Below are 15,417 nucleotides of genomic sequence, written 5' to 3'. Positions count from 1 at the left end.
TCGCACTCGCAGCATCAGGCGCGCGCTTCGTCGCAACGCACATCGGCTGACACCGCGAGCGTCGTACACCGATGCGGCGTCGCGCAACCAACTGCGTTCGTCATTCGCACGATTGGGTCGCTCTGACTGACGCAATTCGTGCGCTTTGATCCGCCATTCGTGCGAATTCACCGCTCTCCGTGCCCGCTCCGTTGCGCGGCCCGCGATCCCGATCGACTCTCCCGCCCAATTTGCGATCCGCTGGCGTTCACACTTCGCTCTTGCAGCACGAACGTTCGCGCATCGACGCAAACGGCCAAGCCGGCAAGGCAGGCCAGCATGAGGGAAGGGAAACGAGATGATTCCTGGTCCGTTCGACTATCACCGGCCCGCGAGTGTCGGCGACGCGATCAAGCTGCTCGCCGATCTCGGCGACGAGGCCCGCCCGCTCGCCGGCGGTCACAGCCTGCTGCCGATGATGAAGCTGCGGCTGGCGACGCCTGCGCATCTGGTCGACCTGCACGGCATCGCCGGCCTCAAGGGCATCTGCCGCGAGGGCGACCGCATCGCGATTGGCGCCATGACGACACAGGCCGAATTGCTGGCGTCGGCGGAAATCGGTGAGTCGCTGCCGATCCTGCACGAGACGGCGCTGCTGATCGCCGATCCGCAGGTGCGCTATCGCGGCACGCTCGGCGGCAACGTCGCCAATGGCGATCCCGGCAACGACATGCCGGCGCTGATGCTGGCGCTGGATGCGAGCTATCGGCTCGAAGGCCCGAACGGCGCGCGGGAAGTGGCCGCGCGGGAGTTTTACCAGGGCGCGTATTTCACCGCGCTGGAGCCCGGTGAGATCCTGACGGGAGTCAGCATTCCGGTGCCGCCGGCGGGGCACGGCTATGCCTACGAGAAGCTCAAGCGCAAGGTCGGGGACTACGCGACGGCGGCGGCCGGCGTCGTGCTGACGATGGCCGGTGGCAAGGTCGCGACGTGCGTGATTTCGTTGACCAACCTGCACGAGACGCCGCTGCTGGCGACGGACGCGGCGAATGCGGTGATCGGCACCACGCTCGACGACGCCGCACTGAAGGCCGCTTCAACCGCAGCGCGCGCGATCATGCAGCCGGCGTCCGACGCGCGCGGCCCGGCCGAGTATCGCATCCATGTCGGCGGCATCATGGTCATGCGCGCGCTGCAGCGCGCGGCGAGCAGGGTGAAGTAGTTGTGAACCGATGCTGTCGCCGCGCACGCGGTGCAACCTCTCCCCGCCAGGGCAAAGCGAAGCTTCGCTAGGGCGGGGAGAGTGGGATTGCATCGAAGATGCAATCCGGGTGAGGGGGTACAGGTCTCGCCGCGTACACCACTCGTGCGGCTGCCCCTCACCCCAGCCCTCTCCCCGTAAAGAACGGGGAGAGGGAGCCTACCGACACCGCCGCTGATAGCTGACCCAAAGTTCGAAGAAGATTTCCAGGGAGCACCGAATGCCCAAAACCCACGTTACGATGAAGGTGAACGGCAGCGAGGTCGAAGGTCTCGCCGAGCCGCGCACGCTTCTGGTTCATTTCCTGCGCGAGCAGGCGCAGCTCACCGGCACGCATATCGGCTGCGAGACCAGCCATTGCGGCGCCTGCACGGTCGATATCGACGGCATGAGCGTGAAGAGCTGCACGATGCTCGCGGTGCAGGCCAATGGCGCCGAGATCACCACGATCGAAGGCATGGCCAATGCCGATGGCACGCTGTCGCCGCTGCAGGAAGGCTTCCGCATGATGCACGGCCTGCAATGCGGCTTCTGCACCCCCGGCATGATTCTTCGCGCGCATCGGCTGCTGAAGGAGAATCCGTCGCCGACCGAGGCCGAGATCCGCGCCGGCATCTCCGGCAACATCTGCCGCTGCACCGGCTATCAGAATATCGTCAAGGCGATCCAATACGCCGCCGCCAAGATCAACGGCGTGGAATTCCAGGAGGCCGCGGAATGAACGACATGACTCCCACGCGGGAACAACGCGAAGCCGCGCTCGAAGGCATGGGCTGCCGGCGCAAGCGCGTCGAGGACATCCGCTTCACCCAAGGCAAGGGCAACTACGTCGACGACGTCAAGCTGCCGGGCATGCTGCATGGCGACTTCGTGCGCTCGCCGCATGCCCATGCGCGGGTGAAGGCGATCCACACCGAGGATGCGCTGAAGGTGCCGGGCGTGCTCGCGGTGATCACCGCCGAGACCTTGAAGACCGTCAACCTCGCCTGGATGCCGACCCTGGCCGGCGACGTGCAGATGGTGCTGGCCGACGGCAAGGTGCTGTTCCAGAATCAGGAGGTCGCCTTCGTCGTCGCCACCGACCGCTACGCCGCCGATGACGGTGTGGCCAAGGTGGTCGTCGACTACGAGCCGCTGCCGGTTCTGGTCGATCCGTTCAAGGCGATGGACCCGGATGCGCCGGTGCTGCGCGAGGATCTCGCCGGCAAGACCTCGGGCGCGCACGGCCCGCGCAAGCATCACAACCACATCTTCGAATGGAGCGTCGGCGACAAGGAGCTGACCGACGCGGCGTTCAAGAAGGCGGATGTGACGATCAAGGAGATGATCTCCTATCACCGCACCCACCCGTCGCCGCTCGAGACCTGCCAGTGCGTGTGCTCGTTCGACAAGATCAAGGGCGAGCTGACGATCTGGGGCACGTTCCAGGCGCCGCACGTCATCCGCACCGTGGTGTCGCTGATCGCCAAGCTGCCGGAGCAGAAGATCCACGTCATCGCGCCCGATATCGGCGGCGGCTTCGGCAACAAGGTCGGCGCCTATCCCGGCTACATCTGTGCGGCGGTGGCTTCGATCGTCACCGGCAAGCCGGTCAAATGGGTCGAGGACCGCATCGAGAACCTCACCGCCACCGCGTTCGCGCGCGACTATCACATGACGACCGAGATCGCGGCGACCAAGGACGGCAAGGTCACCGGCCTGCGTGTCCACGTGCTGGCCGATCACGGCGGCTTCGATGCCTGCGCCGATCCGTCAAAATGGCCGGCCGGCTTCTTCAACATCGTCACCGGCTCCTACGACTTTCCGGTCGCGCATCTCGCGGTCGACGGCGTCTACACCAACAAGGCGCCGGGCGGCGTCGCCTATCGCTGCTCGTTCCGCGTCACCGAGGCGGCCTATTGCATCGAGCGCGCGATGGACATTCTGGCGCAAAAGCTCGGGATGGATCCGGCTGAGTTGCGCCTGAAGAACTTCGTCAAGCCGGAGCAGTTTCCCTATCACTCGGCCTTGGGATGGGAATACGATTCCGGCGACTACCACACCGCCATGCGAAAAATGATGGAGACCGTCGACTACGCAGGTCTCCGCAAGGAGCAGGCAGAGAAGCGCGCCGCGTTCAAGCGCGGCGAGACCCGGGAGATCATGGGCATCGGCATCGGCTTCTTCACCGAGATCGTCGGCGCCGGCCCGTCGAAGAACTGCGACATCCTGGGGATCGCGATGTTCGATTCCTGCGAGATCCGGCTGCACCCGACCGGCGCCGGCATCGCGCGGATGGGCACCAAGAGCCAGGGCCAGGGCCACGAGACTACCTGGGCGCAGATCATCGCCAGCGAGATCGGCATTCCCGCTGATAACATCATGGTCGAGGAGGGCAACACCGACACGGCTCCTTATGGCCTCGGCACCTACGGCTCGCGCTCGACGCCGGTCGCCGGTGCGGCCATCGCGATGGCTGCCCGAAAGATCAAGGCCAAGGCGCAGATGATCGCGGCCTACAAGCTCGAGGTCCACGAGGACGACCTCGAATGGGACATCGACGGCTTCCGGGTGAAGGGCCTGCCGGAGAAGGCGATGTCGATGAAGGACATCTGCTGGGCGGCGTACAACTCGGTGCCGCCGGGCATGGAGCCGGGGCTGGAGGCGGTGAGCTACTACGATCCGCCGAACATGACCTATCCGTTCGGCGCCTATCTCTGCGTGATGGACATCGATGTCGATACCGGCGTGTACAAGGTCCGGCGCTTCTACGCGCTCGACGATTGCGGCACCCGCATCAACCCGATGATCATCGAGGGCCAAGTGCATGGCGGCCTCACCGAAGCCTTCGCCATCGCGATGGGCCAGGAGATCCGCTACGATTCGGAAGGAAATGTCGTCACCGGCTCGTTCATGGACTTCTTCATGCCGACCGCGGTCGAGACGCCGCATTGGGAAACCGACTACACGGTGACCCCGTCGCCGCACCATCCGATCGGCGCCAAGGGCGTCGGCGAAAGCCCCAATGTCGGCGGCGTCCCGGCGTTCTCGAACGCGGTCAACGACGCGTTCGCGTTCCTCGGCGCCACCCACATCCAGATGCCCCACGACTTCTGGCGCAACTGGCAGGCGGCGAAGAATTTGGGTGTGGTGGCGTAGGCGCGATCGCGTGCTCGGTCGTCATTGCGAGGAGCGAAGCGACGAAGCAATCCAGAGTCCCACCCGAGCCCCTGGATTGCTTCCGCCTACGCTCTGCGAGCTTCGGCGGACACGTCGCTTCGCTCGCAATGACGCGAAGAGAGCGAACGAAATCGCCGAAAAGGACGTGGCGGCATCGACGGTGCGCTCCCCTCCCCCTTGCGGGGAGGGGTGGGGGGTGGGGGTCTCCGGCGGCGGTGTCGCTTGGGGCCACCCCCCCTCCCTAAGCCTCCCCACAAGGGGGGAGGAAGGCAGCGAGTTCGCCATGAGATCGAGAAACGAACGCAGATGAAAACCCGCGACGACATCGCGCAATCTCTCGCCGCCTGCGGCTACATCGCCGATGGCGAGCTGGCGACGGCGATTGCGCTGATGCAGCTGTTGCAGCGGCCGCTGCTGCTGGAGGGCGAGGCGGGTGTCGGCAAGACCGAGGTGGCGAAGGCGCTGGCCGCGGTTGAAGGCACCGAGCTGATCCGCCTGCAATGCTATGAGGGGCTCGACCAGAGCGCCGCGCTCTATGAGTGGAACTATCAGCGTCAGCTGCTGGCCATCGAGGCGCATCGGGGGCATGCCGATGCCATCGAGGACCAGATCTTCTCCGAGAAATATCTGCTCGAGCGTCCGTTGCTCGCCGCGATCCGCCGTGCCACGCCGCCGGTGCTGCTGATCGACGAGATCGATCGCGCCGATGACGAGTTCGAGGCGTTCCTGCTGGAGCTGCTGTCCGATTTCCAGGTCTCGATCCCCGAGCTCGGCACCATCACGGCGACCAGCATCCCGCATGTCGTGCTGACCTCGAACGGCACCCGCGAGCTGTCCGACGCGCTGCGCCGCCGCTGCCTGTATCACTATGTCGACTATCCCGACGTCGACCGCGAGGTCCGTATCATCCTGGCGCGGATCGATGGCGCGTCGGCGTCACTCGCGTTGCAGATCGCGCGAATGGTCGAGGGTTTGCGCAAGGAGGAGCTGCGCAAGGTGCCCGGCGTCGCCGAGACGCTCGACTGGGCCGCGGCGCTGGTCGGCCTGGAAATTCGCGATCTCAACGATCAGCCCGAGATCGTCCATGACACGCTGATCTGCCTGCTGAAGACGCACGAGGATCGCTCCCGCGTCTCCCGCGAGGTTTCGGCACGCTTGCTGGGGAAGGTCGCATGAGCTGCTGCGGCGCCACCCCCGATCATGAGGACATGGACGCGGTGGCGCGGCTGGTCGCCGGCCGGCTCGGCGCCTTCCTGCGGACGCTGCGCGACAACGGCTTTGCAGTCGGCCTGCCGGAAGGCCAGGACGCGGCGGCGGTGATGGCTGCCGGCTATGCCGAGAAGCCCGGCCTGTTGCGCTCCGCGTTCAAGCATCTGTTCGCGGCGCGCAAGAGCGAGTGGGATCGCTTCGATGGTCTGTTCGACGCATTCTGGCTCGGCAAGCGCGCGCGCTCGCGGGTGCTCGCGTCGGGATCGCCGCAGGCGGCAAACAGTCCATCGCTGAAGAGCCTGCAGGATGCAAGCGCGGGCCAGCCTGGTCCGCAAGGCGCGATGGATCAGGTGCCTTCTGAGGAAGCGCCACGCGAAACCGGCGAGGGCATCCGCGAAGGCGCCTCACGCGTGGAGGCGATCAACGACACCGATTTCCGCAAGCTCGCCGATCCCGACCAGGTCGCGCTGGCGCATGAGGCCGCGGCTCGGCTGGCCAAGGCGATGCGCACGCGGCTGACGCGGCGGGACCAACTGCGAAAGAAAGGCGAGCGCCTCGATCTGCGCCGGACCATTCACCGCAACATCAGCCACGGCGGCGTGCCGATCGCGCTGGTGCATCGCCGCCGCAAGGTGAAGCCGCTCCGGCTGGTGGTGTTGCTCGATGCGTCCGGCTCGATGAGCGCCTACACCGCGGTGTTCCTGCGCTTCATTCACGGCGTGCTCGATCAGTTTCGCGAGGCCGAAGCGTTCCTGTTTCATACGCGGCTCACCTACGTCTCCGATGCGATGAAGGAGCGGGATGCTGCGCGGGCGCTCGACCGTCTGTCGATGATGGCGCAGGGCGCCGGCGGCGGCACGCGGATCGGCGAGAGCCTGCAGACCTTCAATCGCTGGCACGCCGCGCGTGCCATCCATTCGCGCACCTGCGTGATGATCGTCTCCGACGGTTACGACACCGGCGATCCCGCACTGCTCGGCCGGGAGATGGCGCAATTGCGCCGCCGCTGCCGCCGCATCGTCTGGCTCAACCCGATGCTCGGCTGGGACGGCTATGCGCCCGAGGCGCGCGGCATCAAGGCCGCGCTGCCTCACGTCGATCTCTACGCGCCCGCGCACACGCTGAGCTCGCTCGCGGCGCTGGAGCCGTATCTGGCGAGGTTGTGAGGCCATGCCGCCCGAGAGGAGCTCACCCATGACCACCGCGCCCGAACTTCTCGACCTCGCCGCGCAGCTGAAGGCCACCGACCAGAGCTTCGTGCTCGCCACCGTCGTCCGCACCGTGTCGGTGACCGCTGCCAAGGCCGGCGCCAAGGCGATCATCCGTCCGGACGGCACCATCGTCGCGGGCTGGATCGGCGGCGGCTGCGCCCGCGGCGCGGTGCTGAAGGCGGCGCGCGAGGCGCTCGCCGATGGCGTCCCGCGCATGGTCTCGGTGCAGCCCGACAACCTGCTCGCCGAGCTCGGCGTCAAGCCGGGTGAGACCAGAGAGGGGATCCGCTTTGCGTCCAACATGTGCCCCAGCAAGGGCACGATGGACATCTTCGTCGAGCCGGTGCTGCCGCATCCCTCGCTGGTCATTCTCGGCGCCAGTCCTGTGGCGATCGCACTGGCCGCGCAGGCGCGCCCGCTCGGCTATCACGTCACCCTCGCCGCGCCGGCCGCCGATCTCGTCACCACGCCGCAGGCGGATGTCCTGATCGACGGGTTCACCTTGAACGCTCCGCCCGCGGGCAGCCGCTTCGTCGTGGTGTCGACACAAGGCAAGGGCGACGAGGCGGCGCTGCGCGCCGCGCTCGGCTGCGACGCGGCTTATCATGCGTTCGTGGGCAGCCGCCGCAAGATGGACAGCCTGCGCGGGAAGCTGGTCGAGGACGGCATCGACGCCGCGCAGCTCGACCGGGTGAAGGCACCGGCCGGGCTCGATCTCGGGGCCATCACGCCGGAGGAGATCGCGATGTCGATCCTGGCCGACATCACGCTGACGCGTCGCCGCGGCCAGCGCGGCTGAGGCGCCGCTAGATCATGATGCGTTTCGGCGGAAACGCATCATGATCTCATCTCTTTTTTGAGCATGATCTTTTCGGAAAACCGGTTTCCACTTTTCCGGATCATGCTCTAAGGCGTCAGCGGCAGATCGAATTGCACCTTGAGCCCATCAGCGGCGAAGTCGCGCGTCACCTGGCCTTTCAGCGCCGCGCCGAGAATGCGCTCGAACAGCAGCGAGCCGAAGCCGTTGCGGGCCGGCGGGCTGACTGGCGGTCCGTCGCTCTCCTCCCAGGAGAGAGCAAGGCGGCCGTCGGCATGGCGCCAGCTCAGCGCCACCCGGCCCGCATCGTTCGACAGCGCGCCATATTTCACGGCGTTGGTGACCAGCTCGTGCAGCCCCATCGACAGATACAGCGCGATGCCCGGCGCCAGCTGCACCGCCGGGCCATCGACCACCACGCGGTCGGATTGCAGCGGGGCCAGCTCGGCGCAGACCAGCTCATTGAGGGCGATCGCCTCGCGCCCGCGGTCCAGCGCCAGCGCGTGGCTGCGGGTGAGGGCGGCGATGCGGCCGCGCAGCACCTCGCCGAACTCCGTCAGGGCGGAGTCGGCGCGGATGCTGAGCGCGATCACGCTGTCGACCAGAGCGAGCGTGTTCTTCACCCGATGATTGAGCTCATGGACCAGCACGCGCTGATGCTGCTCGATCGTGCGCCGCCGCGCATTTTCAGTGCGTAGCGCGATCTCGTCCATGACGATCTCGCTGAGCTCGGTGAGCTGGGCCACGTCGTCCTCGCTCCACGGCCGCGGCTCGTGGTCGATGGCGCAGAGCGCGCCGATCACCTCGCCGCTCGGCAGCTTCAAGGGGACGCCGAGATAGGCGATGACGCCGAGTACGGGCACCGCGAGATTGTCCTTCACCAGCGGATGCTGGTTGGCATCGCTGATGACCAGCGGCTGCGCCGACGTCACGACGTGCTGGCAGAACGAGTGGCTGAGCGGCGTTTCGCGCAGCGAGGCCCATGGTTCGCACAGCCCCATCGAGCTCTTGAAGAACTGTCGGTCGCGGTCGACCAGCGCGATGATCGCGGCGGGCGCCTGCAATAGCCGCGTCGTCAGGCGCGTGACGCGATCGAAGCCGGGCTCGGGCGGCGAGTCGAGCAGCTCGGTCTGCAACAGGGCAGCCAATCGGTCTGGCGCTGGAGCGTCGCGATCGGATGTCATGAAGCTTTCGTCGGTCGGGCGTTCAGCCGGTGATGGGGTTGCACGACGGACCGAACGGGGCGCCGAGCCCGAGCGGTCGATCGTGCGGCGTAGGTATTCGGCTGGGACGAAGCCGTCACGGACACGAGACGGAACCGTTTAACGCGATTGAGCGCCCGCTTCAGCGACGGAGGCGAATCCCGGTTCCATCCAGGTAACCAAGGGGCAGACTGTGGCCTGACCAAGGCAAATTGGGCATTCCGCCGCAGCTTCTGTTGGCATGCATTATACCGAACAAAGCGCCGAAATCTCCACGACGTCAGCCGCCTTTGACCGCACCGGCGGTGAGGCCCGCGACGATCTGCCGTTGCGCAAACACGGTCAGCAGCAGCACCGGCAAGGTCACGATCAGCGCAGCCGCGGCGAGCGGGCCCCAGCTCAGCTGATCGAACGAGATCATGTTGTAGACCGCGACGGGCAGGGTGCGCGTCTCGCGACCGGCCAGCACGATGCCGAACACGAAGTTGTTCCAGGAGAAGATCACGGCGAGGATGAAGGCGACCGCAAGCCCGGGCTTGGCGACAGGCAATGCGACGTGCCGGAACACCTGCCAACGCGTCGCGCCGTCGATTCGCGCGGCTTCCTCCAACTCGATCGGCGTGGTCTCGAAATAGCCGATCATGATCCAGATCACGATCGGCACGGTGACGACGAGGTGGATGATGATCTGCGGCCACAGGGTGCCGAGCAACCCGAGCCACTGAAACAGCAGGAACAGCGGGATCAGATAGGACAGGCCGGGCGTGATGCGCGCGATCAGGATCACGATCGCCGACTTATGCGCGGCCATGCGGGCGATGCCGTAGCCGGCGGGCACGCCGACCAGCATGGCCAGCGCCGTCGCGCCGCCGGTCACCAGCACGCTGTTCTTGAAGTAGGTGAAGAAGCGGTTGGAGGACAGCACGTCGGTGTAGTTCTTCCAGGCGAAATGCTCGGGCCAGAACACCGGCGGAAAGGCGGCATTGTCGACCTCGAACTTCACCGACAGCGAGATCATCCAGAGGAAGAACAGGATCGCCGGAGAGACGATGAGGAAGACGCCGACCGCGAGACCAAGCCGGCCGAGAAGGGTGTTCACGCTCATGTGTCGCTCCCGAGCGCATTCCACTGCGCGCGCCGGCGCAGCACCAGCAGCAGCGCGGTGAGTGCCACGATCAGGGCGAAGAACACCACCGCGATCGCCGATGCGTAGCCGAGGTCGTAATAGACGAAGGCGACGCTGTAGAGATAGAGGTTGATGGTCTCCGACGCCGAGCCGGGACCGCCTTGCGTGATCGCGAAGATGATGTCGAAGCTCTTGATCGCGTCGATGGCGCGGATCATCGCCGCGATGAACAGGAACGGCATGATCAAAGGCAGCGTGATGTAGCGGAACATCTGCCAGGTCGAAGCGCCGTCGATCTGCGCGCTTTCATACGGCTCGGTCGGCAGCGAGGCGATGCCGCCGAGCACGATCAGCATGACGAGCGGGGTCCATTGCCAGGTTTCGACCAGCACCAGCGACGGGATCACCGTGCCCGGGTGGAACACCCACAACTGCGGCGGCAGGCCGACGAGTGACAAGAGATAGTTCAGGATCCCGAGCTGCGGGTGGAACATCATCGTCCACACCAGGGCGATCGCGACCGGCGTCGCCATCATCGGCATGATGAACAGCGCGCGCAGCAGGCCGCGCCCTGGGAAGCGCGCGTGGAACACCACCGCCGCAAGCGTGCCGAGCACCAGCGGCAGCAGCACCGACAGCGCAGTGTAGGACAGCGTATGCCCGACAGATTCGACGAAGCGCGGATCGGCAGGCAGTCGCAGGTAGTTCGACAGCCCGACGAACGTCGTGGGTGAGCCGACCTTCCACTCCTGGAAGCTCATCCAGATCGTGAACAGCCAGGGAAAGATGATGACAGCGAGGACGGTGACCAGCGCCGGCACCACGAACGGCCAGTACGACGGCGGCCGCAACGCACGTTCCGGCGCAGCAGCCTCCGCTGCCGCGCCAGCCTGTTCGACGATCGTGCTCACGCTTTTTCGCTGCGCTCCAGGATCGGGCGGAACTGCTCGTGCGCCTTCTTCAGCTCGGTGGCGGGATCGGCGCCCGACAGCGTGGCGGTCAAGGCCGCGCCAACGAGATCGCGGAATTCGGCGACCGGAATGATCACGGGCAGACCAAGCTTGGAGATCTTGCCGGAGTCGATTGCCGATTGCAGCCATTCCTTGGGCATCTTCACGCCGCCCTGAACCCCTGGGTCGTTCAGCACCGAGTTGCGGAACGGCACGCCGCCGCCGGCCTGCACCAGGCGAGCGCCCTGCGGCTTGGACACCAGCCACTGGCAGAGCAGCCAGGCCGCTTCCTTATTCTTGCTCGCCGCCGAAATGCCGATGCCGTCGCCATAGGTCGCGGAGTACTGCCCCTTCGGTCCGGCGGGCACCACGGTGTAGCCGACCTTGCCGACGATGCGAGATGCGTTGGGATCCTCCAGCGGCGGGGCCCAGCCGACGCCGTCGATCCACATTGCCGAGCGTCCTTGCGTGAACGAGGCCATCGACTCCATCCAGTTGAAGCCGGCGACGCCGGGAGGCGCGCAGGTCGTGAGCAGCTTCTGATAGAGCTTGGTGGCTTCAACCGCTTCGGGACCGTCGGTCAGGATGTTGCCCTTGGCGTCGAGGAATTCGCCGCCATAGTTGAGGAAGAAGTTGGTCCACAAGGTCATGTTGGCATTGCGCAGGCCGCGGCCGACGAAGCCGAAGGTGCCGTCCTTGGCATCAGTGAGCTTCTGCGCCGCTGTGACCATCTCGTCGAGCGTCTTCGGCACCTCGACGCCCTTCTTCGCGAACAGCTCCTTGTTGTAGTAGAGGATGAAGTAGTCGACCGACCATGGCAGCGAGAACATGCGGCCCTTGTCGTTGCTGGCGTAAGTCAGGCCTGCGGCGGAGAAATCGCTCTGCACGAGGTCCGGCGCGGTCAGGTTCGGGTCCTTCATCATGTCGGTGATGTCGGCGAGCCAGCCGGCCTTCTCGAACTGCCGCTTCTGCACGTGATAGCTCAGATGCACGACGTCGAAGCTCGGCTTGCCCGACGACAGCTCGATCACCACCTTCTGACGCTGCTGCTGCTCGGGGATCTGCTCGGACTCCACCTCGATGCCGGTCAGGGCGGTGAATTCCTTGATGTTCTTCTGCAGATTGTCGCCGCGCGGCCCCTTGGCCAGGATCACCTCGAGCTTGGTGCCGGCATATTTCTTCCACTGCGGCTCGGACCAGGCAGGTTGGCCGGTGAGCGCCAGCGCGCCTGCTGCTGCCGTGCCCGCAAGCATGTTGCGGCGCGTGATCGCGGTCATTCGTACCCTCCCAGGAGACTTTTTGTTTGGTCTTGAAGTGTAGCGCGATCCGGCGGCGCTGCAACAGGGCGTTGCCCGCTGGGCTGGGGATGCGACGACGACGCGTGATGCGATGCGGTAAGCGGCTCACACGTCCGACGCAGCTGCAAAATCCGCCCGCTCGAGCAGCCACGAGATCGCAAAGCCGGCGACGAGCCCCCAGAATGCCGCGCCGATGTTGAGCAGCGGCACGTCGGCGACGGTCACGAGGAAGGCCATCAGAGCGCCGAGCGAGAACCGTGTCTTGAAGGCGGTCACGAACGCCGTCTGCAGTACGCGCAGCATGGCCAGGCCCGCCAACGTGGTGATCAATGATTTCGGCGCGATCAACAACAGCGTTGTGAAGGTCGGCGCCAGCAGGCCGAAGCCGATCGCGAGGACGCCGACGAGCATCGCCGCAGTATAATGGCGCTTGCGCTCGCCGTTGGAGACCACGATGGCGTTGGTCGGACCGGTGAGGCAGGTCGAGACGCCGCCGACGATGGCAGCCAGCGCCGAGCCGAGGCCGCAGGCAAGGGTCAAGGCATTGACTGGCGGCTTGTGGCCAGCGGCTGTCAGCACCGCAAAGCCCTGGCCGTTCTGCACCACCAGCACGGTGACTGCGAGCGGCACCACGAGCTCGATCATGGCCGCCAGCGACCAGGACGGGGTTGGGATCACCGGGCTGATCAGTGCAATCTGCAGCGACGCATCCTGATCATATCTGCCGAACGCAGTGGCTGCGAGCGTGCCGACGACCAGCGCGCCGATGATCGGCGGACAGCGCCGCCCGAGCGCGGGCAGCGCCGTCAGCACGAGCCACACGCCGACCATCGGCCCGGCAATGGCGAATTCGCCGAGCACGGCGCGGACCAGGTCGAGGCCGAACCGCAGGAAGACGCCGGCCACCATGCCCATCACGATCGGCATCGGCACCAGCTGCATCGCGCGCTTGACCCAGCCCGACAACCCCAGAACGAGCATCAGCAGTGCGGTGCCGTAGAACGCTCCGATGACCTGCGGAAAACTGAGATGGGTCAGCGACTGTCCAACCAGGACGGTGCCCGGAATGGTCCAGAACAGCACCAGCGGCTCGCGATAGAGCCATGACAGCAGGATCGTGATCAGGCCGTTGATGAAGAACACGCCGAAGATCCACGACGCGATCTCCGCCTGCGACAGCCCGCCATTGGCACCGACCGACAGGATGATGGCCACGGGCCCTGTGATGGCGAACAGCCAGCCGATGAAGCCGTGCGAGGCGTAGAGCGGACCGAAGTCAGTCTTGACCTGACCGAGGCCGGGTGGCCGACCCGCGGGCCGTTCGATGGCGCTGAACATGGAATCAGGGGCTCGGAGCGTGTTCTTGTGGTCGTCCTTGGTGTCGCGCCGGCTGTTGTGGCGGAATGAGGTGAACTGTGCAAGGCGGGGAATGGATTGCCGGGCCGTTCGCAATCTACCTCGATCGAAGCGATGGTCTCTGTTGACGCTCTCGGACCAGTCCACGATTGTGATCGACGAGCGGATTACATCCTTTGGAGTTGCCGGGTCTCCGTGCTGTCGCCACCCGCCGCCGAGAATGGACTGTTAGCTCTGCCTTCAACGGACGAAGGGGAGGCGATGCCCTGAACGCACTTCAGCCCATCGCGAGTGCGGCGACCGACAGCATTGCCAGCATCACCGTCGAGCTCAACAGCTGCAGCGAGCCTTCGGACTGCGTGCGCCAGCGCAGCACCTTGTCGGCGACGCCGATCGTCGCGTCGTAGAACTCCGCTGCATAGGCCTGCTTGAGCACATGCGGATAGCGCGGTCCGGCGGCCGAGGTCATCAGCACATGGATGATGGTCGCCGTGGCGACGAAGCCGATGATGCTGGTGTGCAATGCCGTGCTGTGCGCCAGCTTGAGAATCAGCGCGGCACCGGCGTAGGTCGGAATGGCCTGGAACAGGGCGGTCAGTGCCATTCCTTCGAGCAGGTTGAGAAGCGGCGCCTTTGGCGCCGATGAGCTGGGGGACGCGGCGGCGTGCATGATCGGACATCCATTTGCGGGGGCCCTCGGCGAGGACCAGACGGATCCGATGTAGCCCGCTTTGACCGTCATCACCGTGAGGCGGATCACGTCGTGAGCGTACCGGCCATCTGACGCCCGGATGCGTCAAGTCATTGCGACGCTATTGCGTCAGCTACATGCGGCCCTGGCCGTTCACCCGGGTCTGCTGCTGCTGACGGTCCTGCTCCTTGGCGCGATGACGGCCATAGAGGCAGCCTGCGGCTGCGCCGAGCACGCCGTGGTGACCGGCATAATGGCCGGCCACGCCGCCGACGATGGCACCCTTGATGCAGCCCTTGGCCTCGGCGGCTTCGGTGGATAGCAGCGCAATGGCGGCGACTGTCAAGGCAAGCATGGCTTTCATGTTCGTGCTCCATAGGAAGGCTGTTCTCTAACCATCGCTATGCGGCGTAGTTCCCGCCACGCAACCAATGTCATGCCTGACGCGAACCTTTTGATCGCGCCTCTGACCTACGGCTTGAGAGACTTGATCGCGTGCACGACCTGTTGCCAAGCTTCCATTCACCGTATCGGCGCATTGTGCCTGCAGACGGTCGCACGGGTGATTGACGGTCGAAGGCCAATCTCTCCAGAACGAGTGGCGGCAACAAGGGCATTCCGGTCAGTGGAGACAGGATGATCGAGCACATCAACAAGCAACGCGTGCGCAAGCTGCTCGAGGCCCATGCCGCCGGCGATTTCGACACGGTGCTGGCCTTTTGCAGTGACGACCTCGAGCACTTCGCCTCCGCTCCGATCGACATCTTTCCCCATCTCGGGCGACGCCGCGGCAAGGCCGAGGTGCGGCAGATGTGGGAGGTCGCCCGCAGCCGCTATGCGGACGTCAGGCACGAGATCAAGACCATGATCTGCGAAGGCGACCAGGTCGCCGCCGATCTCCGCATCTTCCTGCGCAAACGCGACAACGAACGCATCGTGCAGTACGATCTGGCCGCCTTCTACACGCTGCGCGACGGCCGCATCAGCCGCATCCGTGAAATCATGGATACGTTCGACCTGGTGCAGCAGGTGCTCGAATGCGACCTCAGCCGGCTGCTGATCGCCGGAACCGCTCGGCCCTGACTCGTCACGCCGGGGCGATCCGCCGCCGATCACGCAAATGTCAGCACGAGATTGGTGCGCGGTTTGAACCTGCGG

The 15,417-nt window shown here is 65.6% G+C and carries 14 protein-coding genes; 7 read left to right on the top strand and 7 right to left on the bottom strand.

The annotated features are described in order from the left end of the window. Nucleotides 1–337 precede the first annotated feature (337 nt). The 6 genes from QXZ94_RS19275 to QXZ94_RS19250 all read left to right on the top strand — a co-directional run bounded on the left by QXZ94_RS19275 (nucleotide 338) and on the right by QXZ94_RS19250 (nucleotide 7,618). Complete coding sequence (locus tag QXZ94_RS19275; RefSeq protein WP_315721742.1) at nucleotides 338–1,201, top strand: xanthine dehydrogenase family protein subunit M; 864 nt, start codon at nucleotides 338–340, stop codon at nucleotides 1,199–1,201. A gap of 259 nt (nucleotides 1,202–1,460) precedes the next feature. Beyond that, a complete protein-coding gene (locus QXZ94_RS19270; protein ID WP_012029577.1) occupies nucleotides 1,461–1,961 on the top strand; it encodes a (2Fe-2S)-binding protein in 501 nt (166 codons plus the stop codon). Beyond that, entirely contained in the window at nucleotides 1,958–4,378 is a 2,421-nt protein-coding gene (locus QXZ94_RS19265; RefSeq protein WP_315721741.1) for an aerobic carbon-monoxide dehydrogenase large subunit, read from the top strand. The genes QXZ94_RS19270 and QXZ94_RS19265 overlap by 4 nt, the downstream gene beginning before the upstream one ends. Before the next feature lie 327 nt (nucleotides 4,379–4,705). Continuing rightward, nucleotides 4,706–5,575: a MoxR family ATPase gene (locus QXZ94_RS19260; protein WP_315721740.1), complete on the top strand. Its 870-nt coding sequence runs from the start codon at nucleotides 4,706–4,708 to the stop codon at nucleotides 5,573–5,575. After that, complete coding sequence (locus QXZ94_RS19255; protein WP_315721739.1) at nucleotides 5,572–6,774, top strand: VWA domain-containing protein; 1,203 nt, start codon at nucleotides 5,572–5,574, stop codon at nucleotides 6,772–6,774. The genes QXZ94_RS19260 and QXZ94_RS19255 overlap by 4 nt, the downstream gene beginning before the upstream one ends. Nucleotides 6,775–6,802: 28 nt before the next feature. Further along, complete coding sequence (locus QXZ94_RS19250) at nucleotides 6,803–7,618, top strand: XdhC/CoxI family protein (protein WP_315721738.1); 816 nt, start codon at nucleotides 6,803–6,805, stop codon at nucleotides 7,616–7,618. Between the two features lie 107 nt (nucleotides 7,619–7,725). On the opposite strand, the gene QXZ94_RS19245 is transcribed toward QXZ94_RS19250, so the two are convergent. The 7 genes from QXZ94_RS19245 to QXZ94_RS19215 form a co-directional block, all read right to left on the bottom strand. After that, nucleotides 7,726–8,820, bottom strand: coding sequence for an HWE histidine kinase domain-containing protein (locus QXZ94_RS19245; RefSeq protein ID WP_315721737.1), 1,095 nt, complete (start codon nucleotides 8,818–8,820; stop codon nucleotides 7,726–7,728). Nucleotides 8,821–9,118: 298 nt separating this feature from the next. Then, nucleotides 9,119–9,943, bottom strand: coding sequence for a carbohydrate ABC transporter permease (locus QXZ94_RS19240; protein WP_315721736.1), 825 nt, complete (start codon nucleotides 9,941–9,943; stop codon nucleotides 9,119–9,121). Beyond that, nucleotides 9,940–10,875: a sugar ABC transporter permease gene (locus QXZ94_RS19235; RefSeq protein ID WP_315721735.1), complete on the bottom strand. Its 936-nt coding sequence runs from the start codon at nucleotides 10,873–10,875 to the stop codon at nucleotides 9,940–9,942. The genes QXZ94_RS19240 and QXZ94_RS19235 overlap by 4 nt, the downstream gene beginning before the upstream one ends. After that, nucleotides 10,872–12,191 (bottom strand): sugar ABC transporter substrate-binding protein, encoded by a 1,320-nt coding sequence (locus QXZ94_RS19230; protein WP_315721734.1) that lies wholly within the window; start codon nucleotides 12,189–12,191, stop codon nucleotides 10,872–10,874. The genes QXZ94_RS19235 and QXZ94_RS19230 overlap by 4 nt, the downstream gene beginning before the upstream one ends. Nucleotides 12,192–12,317: 126 nt before the next feature. Next, complete coding sequence (locus QXZ94_RS19225; protein ID WP_315721733.1) at nucleotides 12,318–13,550, bottom strand: benzoate/H(+) symporter BenE family transporter; 1,233 nt, start codon at nucleotides 13,548–13,550, stop codon at nucleotides 12,318–12,320. 295 nt (nucleotides 13,551–13,845) lie between these two features. Further along, nucleotides 13,846–14,238 (bottom strand): hypothetical protein, encoded by a 393-nt coding sequence (locus tag QXZ94_RS19220; protein ID WP_315721732.1) that lies wholly within the window; start codon nucleotides 14,236–14,238, stop codon nucleotides 13,846–13,848. A gap of 154 nt (nucleotides 14,239–14,392) precedes the next feature. Next, nucleotides 14,393–14,623 (bottom strand): hypothetical protein, encoded by a 231-nt coding sequence (locus QXZ94_RS19215; RefSeq protein WP_315721731.1) that lies wholly within the window; start codon nucleotides 14,621–14,623, stop codon nucleotides 14,393–14,395. Between the two features lie 272 nt (nucleotides 14,624–14,895). On the opposite strand from QXZ94_RS19215, the gene QXZ94_RS19210 reads away from it, so the two are divergent. Next, nucleotides 14,896–15,342 carry a nuclear transport factor 2 family protein gene (locus QXZ94_RS19210; protein ID WP_315721730.1) on the top strand — a complete coding sequence of 149 codons (447 nt, stop codon included), beginning with the start codon at nucleotides 14,896–14,898 and terminating at the stop codon, nucleotides 15,340–15,342. Nucleotides 15,343–15,417: the final 75 nt, after the last annotated feature.

It is taken from the genome of Bradyrhizobium sp. SZCCHNS2022 (genome assembly GCF_032377575.1).
Lineage (GTDB): Bacteria > Pseudomonadota > Alphaproteobacteria > Rhizobiales > Xanthobacteraceae > Bradyrhizobium > Bradyrhizobium aeschynomenes.
The sequence above is the reverse complement of the archived record's forward strand: the minus strand, read 5'-3'. Positions and strand labels throughout refer to the sequence as shown.